Annotated in this window: 15 protein-coding genes and 1 pseudogene; 8 read left to right on the plus strand and 8 right to left on the minus strand. The window is 63.7% G+C overall.

Annotated elements, in window-relative coordinates; all coding sequences use genetic code 11:
- Positions 1–76: 76 nt before the first annotated feature.
- Positions 77–1,039 carry a LysR family transcriptional regulator gene (locus U4Y88_RS23100; RefSeq protein ID WP_224011578.1) on the plus strand — a complete coding sequence of 321 codons (963 nt, stop codon included), beginning with the start codon at positions 77–79 and terminating at the stop codon, positions 1,037–1,039.
- A 136-nt stretch (positions 1,040–1,175) separates the two neighbouring features.
- On the opposite strand, the gene U4Y88_RS23105 is transcribed toward U4Y88_RS23100, so the two are convergent.
- The 3 genes from U4Y88_RS23105 to U4Y88_RS23115 form a co-directional block, all read right to left on the minus strand.
- Entirely contained in the window at positions 1,176–2,762 is a 1,587-nt protein-coding gene (locus tag U4Y88_RS23105) for an aldehyde dehydrogenase (NADP(+)) (RefSeq protein WP_415774486.1), read from the minus strand.
- A 2-nt stretch (positions 2,763–2,764) separates the two neighbouring features.
- Complete coding sequence (locus U4Y88_RS23110; RefSeq protein ID WP_321786648.1) at positions 2,765–4,435, minus strand: thiamine pyrophosphate-binding protein; 1,671 nt, start codon at positions 4,433–4,435, stop codon at positions 2,765–2,767.
- Between the two features lie 158 nt (positions 4,436–4,593).
- Positions 4,594–6,804, minus strand: a complete 2,211-nt coding sequence (locus U4Y88_RS23115) for a TonB-dependent receptor (RefSeq protein ID WP_321786650.1) — start codon at positions 6,802–6,804, stop codon at positions 4,594–4,596.
- A 737-nt stretch (positions 6,805–7,541) separates the two neighbouring features.
- Here U4Y88_RS23115 and U4Y88_RS23120 point away from each other — a divergent pair.
- Together U4Y88_RS23120 and U4Y88_RS23125 are read left to right on the plus strand one after the other, a co-directional pair.
- On the plus strand, positions 7,542–8,681 hold the full coding sequence (locus U4Y88_RS23120; protein ID WP_321786652.1) for a porin: 1,140 nt from the start codon (positions 7,542–7,544) through the stop codon (positions 8,679–8,681).
- A gap of 486 nt (positions 8,682–9,167) precedes the next feature.
- Complete coding sequence (locus U4Y88_RS23125; protein ID WP_321786654.1) at positions 9,168–10,181, plus strand: NAD(P)-dependent alcohol dehydrogenase; 1,014 nt, start codon at positions 9,168–9,170, stop codon at positions 10,179–10,181.
- 73 nt (positions 10,182–10,254) lie between these two features.
- On the opposite strand, the gene U4Y88_RS23130 is transcribed toward U4Y88_RS23125, so the two are convergent.
- Positions 10,255–10,563: a DUF4148 domain-containing protein gene (locus U4Y88_RS23130; protein ID WP_321786656.1), complete on the minus strand. Its 309-nt coding sequence runs from the start codon at positions 10,561–10,563 to the stop codon at positions 10,255–10,257.
- A gap of 328 nt (positions 10,564–10,891) precedes the next feature.
- Here U4Y88_RS23130 and U4Y88_RS23135 point away from each other — a divergent pair, with 328 nt between their 5' ends.
- Positions 10,892–11,098 carry a hypothetical protein gene (locus U4Y88_RS23135; RefSeq protein ID WP_224011604.1) on the plus strand — a complete coding sequence of 69 codons (207 nt, stop codon included), beginning with the start codon at positions 10,892–10,894 and terminating at the stop codon, positions 11,096–11,098.
- Positions 11,099–11,136: 38 nt separating this feature from the next.
- Here the strand turns inward: U4Y88_RS23135 and U4Y88_RS23140 are convergent, their stop codons facing one another.
- Together U4Y88_RS23140 and U4Y88_RS23145 are read right to left on the minus strand one after the other, a co-directional pair.
- Positions 11,137–11,787, minus strand: coding sequence for a hypothetical protein (locus tag U4Y88_RS23140; protein ID WP_321786658.1), 651 nt, complete (start codon positions 11,785–11,787; stop codon positions 11,137–11,139).
- A 269-nt stretch (positions 11,788–12,056) separates the two neighbouring features.
- On the minus strand, positions 12,057–13,601 hold the full coding sequence (locus U4Y88_RS23145; protein WP_224011571.1) for a transglycosylase SLT domain-containing protein: 1,545 nt from the start codon (positions 13,599–13,601) through the stop codon (positions 12,057–12,059).
- A gap of 380 nt (positions 13,602–13,981) precedes the next feature.
- On the opposite strand from U4Y88_RS23145, the gene U4Y88_RS23150 reads away from it, so the two are divergent.
- Positions 13,982–14,491: a hypothetical protein gene (locus U4Y88_RS23150; RefSeq protein ID WP_224011570.1), complete on the plus strand. Its 510-nt coding sequence runs from the start codon at positions 13,982–13,984 to the stop codon at positions 14,489–14,491.
- On the opposite strand, the gene U4Y88_RS23155 is transcribed toward U4Y88_RS23150, so the two are convergent.
- Both U4Y88_RS23155 and U4Y88_RS37785 read right to left on the minus strand, forming a co-directional pair.
- Positions 14,451–14,882 (minus strand): sensor histidine kinase, encoded by a 432-nt coding sequence (locus U4Y88_RS23155; RefSeq protein ID WP_321786660.1) that lies wholly within the window; start codon positions 14,880–14,882, stop codon positions 14,451–14,453. The two genes, U4Y88_RS23150 and U4Y88_RS23155, sit on opposite strands and share 41 nt — an antisense overlap.
- A gap of 198 nt (positions 14,883–15,080) precedes the next feature.
- Positions 15,081–15,518: pseudogene (locus tag U4Y88_RS37785) on the minus strand (hypothetical protein); the annotation flags it as partial.
- 271 nt (positions 15,519–15,789) lie between these two features.
- Between U4Y88_RS37785 and U4Y88_RS23165 the strand changes: the two are divergent.
- The 3 genes from U4Y88_RS23165 (at position 15,790) to U4Y88_RS23175 (ending at position 17,959) form a co-directional block, all read left to right on the plus strand.
- Positions 15,790–16,362 (plus strand): hypothetical protein, encoded by a 573-nt coding sequence (locus U4Y88_RS23165; protein ID WP_321786663.1) that lies wholly within the window; start codon positions 15,790–15,792, stop codon positions 16,360–16,362.
- Positions 16,363–16,703: 341 nt separating this feature from the next.
- Positions 16,704–17,225: a 2,4'-dihydroxyacetophenone dioxygenase family protein gene (locus U4Y88_RS23170; protein WP_321786665.1), complete on the plus strand. Its 522-nt coding sequence runs from the start codon at positions 16,704–16,706 to the stop codon at positions 17,223–17,225.
- Positions 17,222–17,959 carry an SDR family NAD(P)-dependent oxidoreductase gene (locus U4Y88_RS23175; protein ID WP_321786667.1) on the plus strand — a complete coding sequence of 246 codons (738 nt, stop codon included), beginning with the start codon at positions 17,222–17,224 and terminating at the stop codon, positions 17,957–17,959. The genes U4Y88_RS23170 and U4Y88_RS23175 overlap by 4 nt, the downstream gene beginning before the upstream one ends.
- The last annotated feature ends 52 nt before the right edge of the window (positions 17,960–18,011 follow it).

Consider the following 18,011-nt stretch of genomic DNA (forward strand, 5'->3'; position numbering starts at 1 on the left):
CGAGCACTTGCGTAATCCGTATCGGCCGCGCCCGGCCTGGCGCGCGGCACCGCCGATACCCGCTCGTGAATCGCCCATGAACTCAGACGACCTCGCCGTCTTCGCCCACGTCGCGAAGACCGGCAGCATTTCGCGCACCGCGATGGAACTGGGCGCGAACCAGTCCACCGTCAGCCGCCGCATCGCCGTGCTCGAAGCCGAACTGGGCGTGCGCCTGTTTCGCCGCAGCGGCCGCGGTGTCGGGCTCACCGAGCGTGGCGCACAACTGCTCGGTTATGCCCAAGCGCTCGAACGCACGCTCGACGAAGCGCGCGGCGCGATGCGCAGCGGCGTCGAAAGCGGTCCCACGCGTCTCGTCATCGCCGCTCAACCCACCATCGCCCGCATCATGTTCGCGAGCCTCGGCCATCGGCTGCGCGCGCGTTATCCGAACACGCGTGTGCGTTTTATCGAAGGTCTCGCGAGCCAGATTCTCGGCCGTCTGAGCGACGGCGAAATCGATCTGGCCGTCATGTATGTGCCCGAGCATCGCGGCGCGATGCAGTTCGATACGCTGCTCGCGGAACAGATCTGTCTCGTCGCGCCCGCGAATTACGCGCTGCCCGAAGGTCCGATCGACGTGAGCATGCTCGGCCAGGTGCCGCTCATTTTGCCGAGCACGCATCACGGCTTGCGCGTGCTGGTCGAATCGCTCGCGGCGCGCCACGGCTTCACGCCGCGCATCGTGCTCGAATGCGATGGCTCGATCTCACTCACGAAACGCCTCGTGATCGCGCAATGCGGCTGCACGGTGCTGCCCGCCGCCTCCGTGATCGAGGAAGTCGCCGATGGTCGATTGCAATGCGTGCCGCTCGATAATCCCGTCGTCATGCGCGACGTGGCGATTGCCTGGCCGCAGAACCGCACGATGCCCGATGGCGTCTGGAGCGTGGCGCAGATGATTCGCGACGTCGCGGCGGATCTCGTGACGACCGGCGACTGGCCCGGCACCACGTTGACGCCGGGCGCGCCTGAAGAACTGCCGCCTATGGAAGACTGACGCGATTCAGCGCTAAAAACACGCTGTCAAAATGAAAAACGCCCGCGAGCGCATCGTGAGATGCCATCGCGGGCGTTGCTTTTTACGCCTGAATCCAGGCGTATCAATGTGGCGTTAGTCGTGCTTCAGTCGCACCTTAATCGCGCGTCAGATCGCCATCGTAAAGACGCCAGATGTCGAGCGGATTCGCCTGCTTGAGCGCTTCCGGCAGCAGCGTATCGGGCACCGACTGATAGCAGACCGGACGCAGGAAGCGGTCGATAGCCGTTGCGCCCACCGAGGTCGTACGCGTGTCCGACGTGGCCGGGAACGGGCCGCCATGCACCATCGCGTGACTGACTTCGACGCCGGTCGGGAACGCGTTGAACAGCACGCGGCCCGCCTTGCGTTCGAGCGTCGGCAACAGCGCGCTCGCGTGCGCGTGATCGGCTTCGTCGAGATGCACGGTGGCCGTCAACTGGCCGCTCATGCGGCGCAGCACGGTGCACAGTTCGTCGAGGTCGCGGCACGCCACGATCAGCGAACTCGGCCCGAAGATCTCTTCCTGCATCTCCGTTTCCGCGAGGAACGCGCGCGCATCGGTGCGCAGCAGCGCAGGCACCGCATCGAACGCGCCCGCCGCTTCGCGGCCGTTCGCGAGCGTCGTCACCTCCGCCAGCGCGCTCAAACGATCGACGCCCCGGCAATACGCGGCGTGGATGTTCGGCGTGAGCATGGTCGTCGCGGCTTTCGCGCTGATCGCCTCGGCCGCCGTCGCGCAGAACGCGTCGAGCGCCGCGCCTTCGAGCGCGAGCACGATGCCCGGATTCGTGCAGAACTGTCCCGTGCCGAGCACGATCGAATCGGCGTACTCGCTGGCGATCTGTGCGCCGCGCGCTTCGAGCGCCGCGGGCAACAGCACGACCGGATTGATGCTGCTCATTTCCGCATAGACGGGAATGGGTTCGGCGCGCGCCTGCGCGATGCGCTGCAGCGCGAGCCCGCCCTGACGCGAGCCCGTGAAGCCCACGGCCTGAATCTCGGGATGACGCACGAGCGCTTCGCCCACCGCCGTACCTTCGCCGATCAGCAGCGAGAACACGCCCTCGGGCATCCCCGTTTCGCGCGCGGCGCGGGCAATCGCGTGCCCCACGAGTTCCGAGGTGCCGAGGTGCGCCGGGTGCGCCTTGGCGACCACCGGACAACCGGCGGCCAGCGCCGAAGCCGTGTCGCCGCCCGCCACCGAAAACGCGAGCGGGAAATTGCTCGCGCCGAACACGGCGACCGGCCCGAGGCCGATGCGGCGCAGACGCAGATCGGGACGCGGCAGCGGCGCGCGCTGCGGCAACGCCGGATCGATGATCGCACCGTGCCAGCGGCCGTCGCGCACGACCGACGCGAACAGCTTCAACTGATTCACCGTGCGCATGCGCTCGCCTTCGAGACGCGCCATCGGCAGCGCGGTTTCGAGGTGCGCGCGTTCGGTCAGCCTCGGGCCGAGATCGACGAGCGCCTGCGCGATCGCTTCGAGAAACGCGGCGCGCCGCTCGTCGGGCAAGGCGCGGTAAGCGTCGAATGCCTCGCCCGCCAGCGTGCAGGCGCGCTCGACGTCGTCGGCCGTCGCGCAGCCGAATGCGGGCGCGAGCGCCTCGCCGGTCAGCGCCGCGTGCGCGTAAGTCACGCCATCGGCGCCCTTCACCGGCGTGCCGCCGATGACCATCATGCCTTGAATGTCGATTGTCATGCTCATGCGCTCAAACGGTTAGCGGGAGTGATCTGCAGCGGATCGGTGCGAAGCTCGATGAGCGCCGCCACGCCCGCACGCTGCGCGCGCTCGAACGCGGCCGCGAAGTCTTCGGTGCGCTCGACGCGTTCCGCATGCGCGCCGAAGGCCTGCGCCATCGCCACGAAATCGGGATTCACGAATTGCGTGGCCGAAACGCGGCCCGGATATTCGCGCTCCTGATGCATGCGGATCGTGCCGAGCATATTGTTGTTCACGACGATGACGATCAGCGGCGCGCCGAACTGCACCGCCGTGGCGAGTTCCTGCGGATACATCATGAAACAGCCGTCACCGGCGAAGCACACCACCGAACGTTCCGGATTCCTGATCTTTGCTGCAATCGCCGCCGGGAAGCCGTAGCCCATCGCACCGTTGGTCGGCGCGAGTTCCGTCGACGGACTGCGATAGCGATAGAAGCGATGCACCCAGACCGTGTAGTTGCCCGCGCCGTTCGAGATCACGGCGTCGTCGGGCAGCACGTCGTTCAGATGCGCGACGACCTGCGCGAGATCGACGCCCTGAATCTCGCCGCTCGATGCGGGCGGCGTCGAATGCGCGACGTAATCCGCGCGCGCCGACTCGGTCCATGCCTGCCAGCGCTGCTGCGTGGCCGCCGCGACCGGCGCGACGCCGTCGAGCGCCAGCGCGAACGCGCGCAGCGAAGCGTGAATCGGCAGACGCGACTGAAACACGCGGCCGAGTTCTTCGGCGTCGGGATGGACGTGCACCATCGTCTGCTTCGGCGTCGGGCTTTCGAACACCGTGTAGCCCGACGAAGTCGTTTCCGCGAGACGCGAGCCGACGACGATCACCAGATCGGCGTCTTTCGCGCGCTCGGAAAGTTTCGGCGACACACCGAGGCCCAACTGGCCCACGTAATGCGGATCGCGATTGTCGAACAGATCCTGGCGGCGGAACGAAGCCGCGACCGGCAGATTGTTGGCGTGCACGAAGCGCTTGAGCGCGGCCGTGGACTCGCCATCCCAGCCCGTGCCGCCGACGACCAGCAGCGGACGCGCGGCGGCGTCGAGCAACTCGCGCAGCGTCTCGAGCGATTGAGGTTCGGGCGCGGCATGCGCGATACGCACGGCAGGCGCGTCGGCCACGGCGGCCGAGCCGAACAGCACGTCTTCAGGCAGCGCGATCACGACCGGACCCGGACGGCCCGACAGCGCCACGCTGAACGCCTTCGCGAGGATCTCGGGAATGCGCTCCACGCTTTCGATCTGCGTGACCCACTTGGCGATGCCGCCGAACATCTGGCGGTAATCGACTTCCTGGAACGCGCCGCGCCCGATGAAGTCCTGCTCGACCTGGCCGATGAACAGGATCATCGGCGTCGAATCTTCGCTCGCCGTATGCACGCCGTTGCTCGCGTGCGTGGCGCCGGGGCCGCGCGTCACGAAGCAGATGCCGGGGCGGCCCGTCAGCTTTCCGTAGGCATCGGCCATGTTCGAGGCCGCGCCTTCGTGGCGCGTGGTGATGGTGCGCACGCCATGCGCGTCGTGCAAGGCGTCGAGCACCGGCAGATAGCTCTCGCCGGGCACGCAGTAGACGGTATCGACGCCATTGCGCACGAGCGCGTCCACGAGGATGCGGCCGCCGTTGCGCGGCTGGGCGGTTTCAGACATGAGTTCAGGCTCCCTGTTCAAGGTGTCGCGCGAGCTCAGCCGCTGGGCCGCACGCGCTTCGAATTGCCTGAAATTATCCGCACCGCACAGAACGCTGGGCGCGCGCATGCCGCATAGCAGCTATGCGCGGCATGCGCGATGGCTCCGGATGGCTCCGCTTAGAAGTCCGTCGTCACCGAGAACCAGGCCGTGCGCGGCTCGGCCTGCGTCAGATAACCGCCGAGCGCCGACGACCAGTACGAGCGATTGGCGAGATTCGTCACCATCACGTTGAAGCTCGTGTCGTGCTTGAGAACCTGAGTCTTGTAGCGCGCGCCCACGTCGAAACGCGTCCACGACGGGATCTTCTGCGTGTTCGCCGTGTCGAGATACTGCGAACTGGTCCAGATCGCGCGGCCCATCAGCGTGAGGCCCTGCACTTGCGGCACGTCGTATTCGAGGTTCGCGTTGAAGGTCCACGCCGGCACGCCGATCGGACGATTGCCCTCTTCCGAGGCGTCGCCGGTGTCGATCAGCTTGGCGTCGATATACGACACGCCGCCGATCACGCGCAGGCCCTTGAGCGGCTCGCCGTACATCGAGAACTCCGCGCCGCGATGGCGCTGAATGCCGTCCGCCGCGTAAATGTTGGTCACGCTGTTCGTGTACGCGACCTGCTGCTTGATCTGATAGATCGCGAAGGCCGTGCCGAAATGATTCGCGTCGTACTTGATGCCCGCTTCGTACTGTTTCGCGCGATACGGGGCGAGCACCTGGCCGACGTTGGCCGCCGTGCTCGGCGCGGTGCCGCCTTCGACGAGACTTTCCGCGCGGTTCGCGTAGATCGACAGATTCGGCTGAAGCTTGTAGACGAGGCCGAGAATCGGCGTGGTCGCCGATTCGTTATAGGCCGAGTCCTGCGTTTCCGTGCCGTATCCGTAGCCGTTTTCGACGATGTTCTGACGACGCGCGCCGACCGTGAACAGCAGGCGGTCATGGAAGAAGCCAAGCGTGTCCGACACGACGAAGCTGCGCATCAGCGTCGTGCTCGTCAGGCCCGGATCGGAGAAGTCGCCCGCGCCATACGTGGTGCCCGGGATCGCAACCGTCGCCGTGTTGTAAAGGCTCGTTGACCACGGCAGGCCGTAGCTCCAGTTATAAGCGCCGTACTCCGCGATGCGTTCGATCTGCCAGCCCGCATTCACCTGGTTCGAAACCGGGCCGAGATTGAACTTGCCGCGCACACCCGTCTGCGCCGAGATCGCGTTTTCCTTGAACAGCGTGTTCATCCGGTACGCCGTCGTCGAGCCCGCATCGTAGGTGGGCGTCTCGTACTGCCCGAGTTCGGTCGTATGACGCGAGCCGACGCCCGCGTAAACGGTCCAGTTCGGCGCGATGTCGTATTCGCCGCGCAGCATGCCGACCGTGTCTTCCTGCTTCGAGTAGGACCACGGCTGCCCGTAGTTGTAGCTGGCCGAAGGCGTGGACGGCATCTCGTCGCCCGTGACGAACACGCCCGGACGGCCGCCCGTGATGTTGTTCTTCTGATAGAGGAAGTCGGCGTTCAGGCGGAACTTGTCGCCGCGATAATCGAGCGCGATCGCGGTCTGCTGCGAGTGGCTGTCCTGATTCTGCACGGCCGTGCTGCCGCCCACGATGGTCTGGTTCACGCGAATGCCGAACTGGTCGTTGTCGCCGAAGCGGCGGCCCACGTCCACGTGCGTGCCGAGTTCGCCCGACGCGCTGCCTTCCACGGTCACGCGCGTGATGGGCTTGTCGTCGGCGACCTTGGTCTGCACGTTGATCGTGCCGCCCACGCCCGAGCCGCCAGGCGCCGCGCCGTTCACGAACGCGCTCGCGCCCTTGAAGACATCGACGCGCTCGATCGCGCCCGTGTCGACCATCTGGCGCGGCGTGAGGCCATAGAAGCCGTCGAGGCCCACGTCATCGGAATAGACCTGGAAGCCGCGGATGATGTAGGTCTCAGAGAAGTTGCCGTAGCCGAGCGCGGTGCGCACGGCCGGATCGTTCGCGACGACATCGGCGACCGTCTGCGCCTGCTGGTCCTGAATCAGCTTCGACGTGTAGCTCGTGACCGAGAACGGCACGTCGAGCATTTTCTGCTTGCCGAGCACACCGATCGACGCGCCGCTCGCCACCTGCCCGCCCGCATACGCCGGCGCGAGGTCGCTGGGCAACGCGACGCGATCCGCCTTCACACTCACGGCGGGCAGCACCGACGACGACTGGGCGTTGTCCGTGCTGCTGGTGTCGCTCGTCGTGGCGTCGGCGGCATAGGCCTGCACGGACAGGCTCGCGAAGGCGATGGCCGCAGCGGCGAGCGGCGCCAGGCGAAACGCCTGCGCGGGTGAGGAGTTGGTTCGGTTCATTGTTGGTTATCCGCAGCGTGGTGGCGGGTCGATTGACCCAATGTGCATCAAAGGCCGCGATGATAACTGCAAATGAGAATGATTCTCCTTGCGGTTTGTTAGATTCGGAGGAAGCCGTAACTCGCAGTAAGAATTCAATGCGCTACGATTCGCCGCGCGCGCACGGGACCAGCCGGTGGGCCTTGTGGGACAAGCGTCTGCGCGAATCAGCGTCTCGATCAGCACGTAAACGCGCGTAAAAATTCACGACGATACGAGATGCCGCCACCTGTTGCGCCGCAGTCACAGCGGCCGCTGCATCCCGCAAGCGCGACGCGCATTCGCGCTCTTGCCACCCTCTTGCAGCCCTCCTGCATCCCTCTCCAGGCTCCCCGAAATTTCATTGAAAAGCGCCGCCGAAATCGCACGGCCGATTGGTTCATTTCGAATAGCGAGCATTTCCTGTCCTTATTCGTTTTTCGCAATAATTCGTAATCTCGATTAACGAATATTTCGGGTAAATGCACGTGAAATTCACGCATCGGCGAGCTTTCGTCTATCCATCTACGCAGAAAACTCCCTTTGTTTACGGCGTATTTCTATCGAAAAGCGCAATCACGTAACAAACGGGAATAAGAACGAACAATCGGTGATATCAATCGTGGCGCACAGGCCACAAGCGTAAAAAACAATTTTGTGTATCGCGTTATGCTCCGCGCTCGCTCTCATCGAGCGAATAACAATTCCATGGAGTAACGATGAAAAAGACTACCCTTTCCGCTCTCGCAGTCGCAGTCGCCGGTTTCGCCAGCGTCGCCCACGCACAGAGCACCGTCACGCTGTACGGTTTGATCGACGCAGGCGTTGCCTATAGCAGCAACTCGGGCGGCGCGCACCAATTCGAAGCCGCGAGCGGCCTGCTGAACGGCAGCCGTTTCGGCCTGAAGGGTCAGGAAGACCTCGGCGGCGGCCTGAAGGCAATCTTCACGCTCGAAAGCGGTTTCAGCGTCATGAGCGGCGCACTCAAGCAGAACAGCCGCATGTTCGGCCGCCAGGCATTCGTCGGCCTGTCGAGCAACCAGTACGGCTCGCTCACGCTCGGCCGCCAGTACGACAGCGTGGTCGACTATCTCGCGCCGCTCGCACTCAACGGCACGCAATACGGCGGCACGATCGCCTCGCACCCGTACGACAACGACAACCTGAACAACTCGTTCCGTATCAGCAACTCGGTCAAGTTCCAGAGCGTCGATTACAACGGCTTCAAGTTCGGCGCCCTCTACGGCTTCTCGAACGAAGCTGACGGCTTCGCCGACAACCGCGCTTACAGCGTGGGCGGCTCGTACGCATTCGGCGGCCTGAAGTTCGGCGCCGGCTACCTGCAGGTCAACGGCTCGGGCTCGTCGAGCAACTCGAGCGGCGCAGTCAGCAGCGACGCCACCTTCACGGCAGGCCGCCAGCGCACCTACGGCGCGGGCGTGAACTACGCGTTCGGCGCAGCGAACGTTGGCTTCGTCTTCACGCAGACGCAACTGAGCAACGCCACGCTGATCGGCTCGTCGAGCTCGGGCACGTCGTCGGGCATCGGCCTCAACGGCAGCGCGCGTTTCACGAACTATGAAGTCAACGCGCGTTACAACCTGACGCCGGCGCTGACGTTCTCGGGCGCATACACGTACACGGACGCGAGCCTGAAGGGCGTCGATCCGAAGTACCACCAGATCACGCTGCAGTCGGACTACGCGCTCTCGAAGCGCACCGACGTGTACGCGGAAGCGGCTTACCAGCACGTGAGCAACACGGGCGACTCGGGCATCGGCGCGGATATCGTCGGCTTCTCGGCATCGTCGTCGAGCTCGCAGGTCGTTGGCACGGTCGGCATCCGTCACCGCTTCTGATCTGAGCCGATCTGATCGGTAACGATCGCACCATGAGAGTCGCCCTGCGCGAGCGATGACCTCGCTCGGTAAGGGGCTTGTCGAGCGTGCCACATTCCATGTGACGTCCGCGATTCGACGACCCGGTTGCCTTCCTGGCAACCGGGTTTTTTATTTGCGCGGCGCTTTGAATTGATTCGTTATCCCTGGCGATTCGATTCAGCTATTGAATCGATTTGAGCGCTGCGGCCAGCATGGCATCCCGCTTCCCGGCAACGTGTCACCATACGGTGCGTTGCGGGTTCGCGTCATTCTCGTCCGGCCCCGCGAGGGCGGACACATTGGCGAGATGCCATGCGAATGAATGCTATCGTCTGGCCGGAAGGCGGTACGTCCGGCTTCACCGATAACGTCTGCAATGCATCACACCCAACCCAATCCGATGATCGACGGTCATCAAGACGGGCTCGACGGATTCGTTTCCGTCGCGCGCAAGGAGCAACAGACATGAAAGCGATCGTGGTTCGCGCACCGGGCGGTCTCGACCGTCTGGAACTGACCGACCTGCCCGATCCGGGCCAACCGGCAGCGGGTGAAATCCGCGTGAAGCTGCACGCAACCTCGCTGAACTTTCACGATCTGCTGGTCGCCAACGGCGGCATTCCCACCGCAGACGGACGCGTGCCGATGGCCGACGGCGCGGGCGTCGTGGAAGCCGTGGGCGCGGGCGTCAGTGAATTCAAACCCGGCGATCACGTGGTGTCGTGTTTCTTTCCGCAATGGCCTGCCGGTCCTGCGTTTGCCGACGTCGGCCATTTCCAGGGCACGCCCGGCGACGGCATCGACGGATTCGCCGCCGAATACGCGGTGCGCCCCGCGAGCGCATTCACGCACGCGCCGCGCGGCTGGCGCCATGCCGAATCCGCCACGATCACGACCGCCGGCCTGACCGCATGGCGCGCGCTGGTCGGCGACGGACAATTGAAAGCGGGCGACACCGTGCTCACGCTCGGCACCGGCGGCGTGTCGATCATTGCGTTGCAGATTGCCAAGGCGATGGGCGCGCGCGTGATCGTGACATCGTCGTCGGATGAGAAGCTCGCGCGTGCGCGTGCATTGGGCGCGGACGACGGCATCAATTACCGCACGACGCCCGCATGGGGCAACGCCGCGCGTGACTTGACCGGTGGCCGTGGCGTCGATCATGTCGTCGAGCTGGGCGGACCGGGCACGCTCGCGCAGTCGATCGATGCGGTGCGCGTGGGCGGCCATATTTCGCTGATCGGCGTGCTCACGGGCCGTCAAGGCGATGTGCCGACTTCGGTGCTCATGGCGAAACAGGCGCGCCTGCAAGGCCTGATTGTCGGCAGCCGCAAGCAGCAGCAGGATTTTGTCGCCGCGTTGGAGCAGACCGGTATTCGCCCGGTTCTGGACCGCAGTTTCGGCCTCGAACAACTCGCCGATGCGTTCCGCTTTCAGGAAAGCGGCGGTCATTTCGGCAAGGTCGTGGTCGAGTGGTGAAGGCGCGACAGTCCATTGCCGACTGCATCGAAGCGGATGCGCGAGCAATCAGTCGACGCTGGTCATCGGTAAATCACTCCGGCGGCAAATTCTGGCAGTCCGTTTCGCGCCAATGCGCGACGAGGCGCTGCGCCTCGTGCAAATCGTCCGGGTAATTGGGATCGTCGTTCCATGGCGACGGGTCGTAGCCGGCCTTCCTCAGCGCCGAAAGCTCGCTTTGGCGTTGTGATTTGGTCGGCGACGAATGGCTGCTTAACGCGGCCAGATCGCGGCATTCCGTGGGCGTCAGATGCGGCCCGGTTTGCTGCACGGGCGCGGCGCATCCCGCGAGCCAAAGCGCCAACACCGCACACGTCGAACCCTTTCCCGCAAAGTTTTTCATAGCGCATCTCCACGCGTCCGATTAGCGCGGCGCAAGCGGTGCGAAACCGCCGGTCGGGCGCGAATATCGCGTTCACTTCGCATTCATTTTGCCTGAGTCCGGGCAAGCGCATGGTCATCGCCGCCCGACCTTCTCACTGCACTGACCGGCCGCGCTCGCGCCCCTCATCGCGATGAGGCTAGGACCTAAGTCCGATTGACTCGAACGCTCTACGTGGCACCCTTCGACATAGCAAACCACCGCCCGACACACCATTCAACCCGCTATAGAGATCGCCATGCAATCATCAAGCCTGAAATTCGTGGTTGCGCTGTTTTCCCTGGTCGCGATGGCGTCGTCGCAAACCGCCTGGGCAACCGAGCAGGCCCAGCAGCGGCGCGCGGGACGCGACGTCCGCCAGGACACGCGGCAGGGTTCGCGTCATACCAAGCAGGATTGCCGCGCGGCAAACCAGAAAAGCAACTCGCAATGCCGCCAGGACAAACGGGACACCAAACAGCAAGGTCGCCAGACGGCACGCGATATCAAGTATTGACCGTCTGTTAAGCGACTATTGAGCGACCGCGCCGGACCTCAACGTCCGCCGTGACGAACCAGCGCATCCATGGCGCGAAGCACGACAGGATCGGCGCGCGGCCAGTCCGATGTCGCGCCGGCAACCGTATTGCCCCCCATCGCGAAGATCCGCGTGCTGCGCCCGCCCGCACCACGCGGCGTGCGTCGCGCGACGTGCACTTCGTCGCACGCCAGCATGGACTGAAGCGCGCCCTGCACTTCGCGCACGGCCGCACCGAGTTGCTGTGCCACTTGCGCAGCGGTCAGTTCGCGGCCGTCCGCCAGCAACGCCGCGATGTCGCCACTCAGGCGCGGCTGCACCGTGCCGTGTATCGCGGTGTTCGCTTCATCCGCCTGAACTTGGCGCGCGAGCGGACGGGAGTGAGCGGGCGCGAGCTCGACCACGGCCGATTCAGCGGGATCGCTGGTGTCTTCCTGGTTCGTTAAACCGGCATTTGTCTGATCGTCGATGCCCATTTCGCGGCGCGCACGACAGCGCTGATCCAGAATCAGGCGAAAGAAACGGCTGGCGAGAACGCGTTCGATATCCACGACATCGAAACACGTGCCGAGCGCGCGGCCCACCGCTTTCCAATCGTCGAGCGTGCCGCTGTCGGCCAATACGAATGCCCGTTGCCGGATCGTTTCGTGGCGGGCGCCCTTGTCCACACTCTCACACTTTTTCATATCACCTCTCGCTGACGACGCCCCTGCGGCCGTTACGGGTGATCGCGCCGAATCGCGCTGCATCGCGGCGGGGCTTTACGCGCGCCGCCTCCGGCTTGCATGGCAATGCCTGAACGATGGTTGAACCATGAGCGTAACCGCGAGATATGGCTGGCGCTATCGGACTTTCGTCCGATGCGCAGCACGGATTTCTCGTTGCATGCTGTTGAACGCGCGGCGCTATTCTTTAAAAACGTTTCGCTGTCCGCCAATCAACTCTTCAACTGCTGAACCGCGCGCGCACGGCTCGCCTGCGCATCCTTGAGAAGACGATACGACGCATAGTATTTGTAGATATTGCGCACATACGTGGTCGTCTCGACGCCGACTTTTTCGGCCACCACGATTTCCACGTTGTTGAACCAGACGTCGGGGTTCAGGCCACGCTCCGCGGCGAGCTTGCGCATTTTCGCAATTGTTCCCGGTCCGGCGTTATAACTGGCGAATGCAAACAGCGGCCGATCCACTTCCGAGAAATGGGCGTCCTGGAAGTAACGGGTCATCAATTGATCCAGATATTTCGCGCCGGCGTGGATATTCGACTGCGCAACCTTGATGTCGCCGACCTTCAATTCCTTGCCCGTGCTCGGCATCAATTGCATGATGCCGACCGCGCCCACGCGACTCTTCGCATTCTGATTGAGTTGCGATTCCTGAAAGCCCTGGGCGGCCAGCATCAGCGGATCGAAATCATATTGCTGGCCATACTTTTCGAAGAACGCCACCGTCTCCCTGAAACGCACCAGTTCGGCCGATTCTGTATTGTTATGAATCTGCTTGATACCCTGCATATACTGCTTCAGCCGAACCTGCGCCACGCTTTGCTTCGTGATGAAATTGTCGTAGAAGGTGCCGATCGCCGCCTGAAGCTGCGGGCTCTGCTTGCGAATCGCCCAGCCGATCTTTCCGCCCTCGCGTACCGCGATATTTTCGTGCACCTGAATCTGCGGCAGCATCTGCGCCCACATGCGCGCCTTCCAGTCGTCCACCACGATAATCTGCAGCAGACCGACGTTGAGCATTTCCATCGCATCTTCATCTTCGAGCGCGTCGGGCAGCAGCACGATCTTCATCGGCGCCTTGCCTTCCTTCTGGAAGCGGCTGTTCAGCGCCATCAGGCTCTCGTAATAGCTGCTCGAACGGCGCACGTGCACCGTTTTGCCGCTGAGGTCGTCGAGCTTCGATAATGCCGGCGATTTCGGCCCGGTCAGCACCAGCTCGCGCGTGGGTTTGAGCCCATGAGCCGTGACGAAATCCACTTCCTTCTGCCGACTCGCCGTGACGGTCAAATTGCCGGCGGCGATATCGCCAAGGCCGTCCTTGAGTCCGGGTAGCAGCCTGTCACGCGTCGTGGGAATCATCACGACCGTGATCGGACGCTTGCCGAGACGATCGGCGTAAGTCTTGTTGATGTATCGATCGAAATCGCGCACGAAGTCCGCGGTCAAACCGCGCTCGTGGCCGCGGTCATTGAAATACAGCGTGCGGCTGAAGGGCACCAGCACGCGTATCACCCGGCGTTCGAGCATGGCGTCGAAATCGCCGCGCCACGGCTTGTTGGTCAGATCGATGCCGCGCGGCGCGCTTGCGGCAACGGGCGCGGATGCCGTCTGCGCCGATGATGCCGACGACGCCGACGTTGCAGATGCCGGTCGCGCCGGGGAAGTTGGGGAAGCGGCTGAGCAAGGCTTGCACCCCACGCAGAGTGCAATACCTATGAGCGCCGACAGGCACCACGCGCGAGCGAAACACATCATTCACACCATTTTTGTCCGGCGCCATGACCCGGAAGCGCCGTCGGGGATTGCTGTTCACCCGGGCATAATCATCTGAGCTATCGGCGCGTTCGGCGTGCCTGCTTCGACACTTAAAGCATAGTTGCGCGCGCTTGCGGTTCAAGGGCTTTCAGTGTGTTGGGCGACGCGGCGCGCTCCCGGCGCGCGCGAGAAAAACCGGCGCGGAATTATGTGGCCTGTTCAATAAGAATGGTGGACGCGCGAGCGCGCCGCATTTCCCTTTGTGCAATTCATGCAACGCGCTTTGCTTTCGCGCGAGCGCGCCACTACATTAAGCACACTATCCGCGCAATCCACGCCTGTCATGCGCATCACATCGGCCGCCGGGCAAGGACGACACCATGAGCCACCTGCTTGCGAAGATCAAGGAAGAGGCGTTGAAGGCGCTGCCGCCGACGCTGTTTTTCTTCGTCATCCTTCATATCGTCGCGCTTATCCGATCGTTGATGGTCAAAGGCACGGGCCTTGAAATTCCGACCTCGGCATCGGTCCTGATTGCATCGCTCATACTCGGAAAATCCGTGCTGGTCGCCGACATGCTGCCGTTCATCAACCGCTTTCCCGACAAGCCACTCGCCTGGAACGTCGGCTGGAAAACACTGATGTACGCGCTCGTTGCGCTCGTCGTGCATTTTCTGGAGCGGCTTTACGATATCTGGAAAGAATCGCCGACGCTTGCTGCAGCGAATCAGGCGCTGTTCACGGATATAAACTGGCCGCGTTTCCTGGCGGTCCAGATCCTGCTCGTCACGCTGATTTTCAATTACTGCGTGATTGCGGAACTCTCGCGCGCATTCGGACGCGGCAATCTCAAGCGAATGTTTTTCGGTCCCATGCCGCGTCGCGATTAAAGCCGTGATTAACGTCGCGATTGAAGTCTCGATTCAAATCGCCATCGGTTAACGCATCGGCACACGGCAGCCAGATCGCGAAGGCCGTACCGCCGCCTTGACGGGCGATCACCTCGATCTGGCCGCGATGCGCTTCGACGATCGAGCGGACAATCGACAGCCCGAGCCCCATGCCGTGCGGCTTGGTGGTGTAGAACGGTTCGAACAGCCGTTGCGCCGATGTCGCGTCGAATCCGCAGCCGCGATCGGCCACGGTGAATTCGACGCCGTGCGCGACGGCTTGTGTCGCGAGTGTCAGCACGCGGCTCGATGCTTCCACACCCTGCATGGCGTCCATCGCATTGATGGTGAGGTTGAGCGCCACTTGCTGAAGTTGAACGGGGTCGCCCATGATGCTGGCGTCGGCGGCGTCGAACTGCGTTTCGAGCCTGATGTCGCGCCGTTTGGCTTCCGGCGCGATCAGTTTCAGCGCGCCGTCGAGCGTGGCGTCGAGCGCGAGCGGGCCGAACGCGACGCCCTGCTTTTGCAGCAAGCTGCGCAGGCGCTGCACGACTTCATTGGCGCGCAAGGCGTCGCGCTTCACGTCGGAGAGGATTTCCCGCAATTCGTCGGCGTCGAGATTCGATGCCTTGATCAGCAATTCCGCCGCATCGGCATTGCTCAGAATCGCGCCCAGCGGCTGCCCGACTTCATGCGCGATCGATGCGCTCAATTCGCCGACGGTGGCGAAGCGCGCCGCACGCGCAAGTTCGTCTCGACGCGCGACGACTTCGGCTTGCGCGCGACGGCGGCTGCGGCGCTGCGCGAGCAACGCGACGATCGTCACGGTCTGCGCCAGCAACACGGCAAGCGCGGTTGGATTGCGCATTCGATGCTCCGGCGTTTCACTATTTGCAATTGCGCGAGTCAGATCGCGAACAAGGAGCCATCGGCGCGCCTGAGCCATGCGGCGAACGAATTTGCCCATCAGATCCAAGCGGCAGCGTTTAATCGCGCGCCCGGATTTCGTGACGCCCTGCCACTGCATCCCGCCTGCTTACCGATGCTTACACAGATGTAAAGCGTTATAGCAATTTATCAAACCGTCTGGTTCGAAATTGCGCGAGACGAGCGAAAAACGCCCATCCTGCATAACGCCGAATCGAAAATGCGACATGACTGATCGCTGAAATCAATAAAGGCAAGCTGAATTCAGTTAACTGAAATAATCACAAAAACGCGCCGTATTCATTGCGCCGCACTGGACTGATCCGCGCCGGCAGCCCCAAAATGACGCCTCGCTCATCAGGATCCGCCGTGTGACCGCCCTGCCATTCGCCATCCTTTCGGCCACTTTCGCGGCCTTTACCGCGACGAATATGGACTCCGCCGCGCTCATGCTGGGGTTTTCGGCCTCCGCGAAGCCATTCAAGCTTTTCGCCGCATTCGTCGTGACTGGCGCGGGCGTGGTGGCCGCGAGCCTGCTGATCGGCCTAGCGGCCAGCAGCGTAGAGATGCCGTCGCGTTACTTCGGCGCGATTCCCCTCGCCATCGGGCTCGTGCAGCTCGCACGACAATCGCGGCGCTCGCCGCGCGATGCCGCGCCCGCACAGCCCGTCGTGGCCGATACGCTCTCGATCGGCGTGATGATGGCGGCGTTTCTCTCCGTGAGCACCGACAATCTGCTGATCTTCTCCGCCGTGCTCGCGCGAAGCGGACCGGGCGGCACGGACGTCACGCCGTGGATCTGCGCGATGCTGGTCGCGCTCTATCTTTTGATGGGCTGGCTCGGCGCCTGGGCGGGCAACCGGCTGGCGCGCCTGAGCGTGAAATTGCGCGCGCTCGCGCCCGTCATTACCGCGTGCGTCGGACTCACGACGCTGCTCGCCTAAGCTCGCCTCAGTTCGCCTGGCGCGCCGCTCACGCGGCCAATGCCGCCGCCGTCGATTTCGCATTTCACCCGCATGAGCATGCGCGCGAGCCAATCGGCCTGCGCGTGCTAAGCGTCGATCACGAAATGCGACACGCGCGTGCGCGCGATCCACATCACCAATGATTTGGATTGCCAATCAATTTCCCAGCATCGACGCGCACTGCTCTCCCTTCTGCTGCGCCGTCCCCCACCCTGCCTACGGGCATACCCTGGCATTGACCCGCCTCCTTGATCTAGCTCAAAATCAACCATATCGTGGACGCAACGTCCATATTATGGACAAACAACAAGGAGCCCCGCATGTCAGATCAGGATTTTTCGCTGATGACGCCCTATCAACTGCCGTTTCCGAAGGAAGCGCAGCAGGAGATCGTCGTGCCCGCCGCCATTCCCACCGATGAACGCGTCTGGGTGCCGCAAGCCGAGAACGTGTGGTTTCGCCCGCTGTGCCTGAACGCCTCGCAGGGCTACTGGATGAACCTGCTGCGCGTGCGCAAGTCGGGCGTGCTGAGCCGCCATCGCCATCCGCAGGCCGTGCACGGCATGGTGCTCAAGGGCCGCTGGCGCTATCTGGAGCACGACTGGGAAGCGACCGAAGGCAGCTATGTCTACGAGCCGCCCGGCGAAACGCACACGCTCTACGTGCCCGACGACGTCGAGGAAATGATCACCTACTTCCAGGTGAACGGCGTGATGTTCTACTGCGATCCGTACGGCAATTACACGGGCTACGAGGACGTCTTCACGAAGATCGACATGTGCCGCAAGCACTACGCGTCGGTCGGACTCGGCGAGGACTACGTGGACCAGTTCATCCGATGAGCGCGGCCCGCTACGACTTCAGCGGCCGCGTCGCCGTCGTCACGGGCGCGGCGGGCGGTATCGGCCGCGCGATCTGCGACGCCTTCGCGAGCTTCGGCGCGCGCACCGTGAACTGGGACCGCGTGGCGGGCGACACGTCGGCACCGCATGCGCCGCGTCACGTGGAGGTCGACGTCACGCACCCGCAGACCGTCGAAGCCGCCATGGCCGCCACGCTCGCCGAATTCGGCCGCGTCGATTTTCTGGTCAACAACGCGGGCTTCGCCGGTTCGACCGTGCCGCTCGACGCCTATTCACCCGACGAATGGCAGCGCATCGTCGAAGTCAATCTGCTCGGCACCTATCACGTGTGCCGCCACGTCGTGCCTTCGATGCGCCGCGCGGGCGCGGGCCGCATCGTCAACGTGGCCTCGCTCGCGGGCAAGGAAGGCACGCCGAACGCGTCGGCCTATAGCGCGGCGAAGGCCGGCGTGATCGCGCTGACCAAATCGCTCGGCAAGGAACTCGCGCAGACGGGCGTGCTCGTCAACGCGATCGCGCCCGCCGCCGTGGACACGCCGCTGCTCGCGCAGATGTCGCCCGCGCACGTGCAGACGATGATCGACAAGAGCCCGCTCGGCCGCCTCGGCACGGTGCAGGAAGTCGCCGATCTCGTGTTGTGGCTTTGTTCGGATTCCTGCACATTCAGCACCGGCGCCACCTTCGATTTATCCGGCGGACGCGCGACTTACTGAGTTCGACGCAGTTTTCGAACCCGCCACGCGCAGTCCGACCGGCACCTACACC

The sequence above is a fragment of the Paraburkholderia sp. J94 genome (assembly GCF_905220285.1).
Taxonomy (GTDB): domain Bacteria; phylum Pseudomonadota; class Gammaproteobacteria; order Burkholderiales; family Burkholderiaceae; genus Paraburkholderia; species Paraburkholderia tropica_A.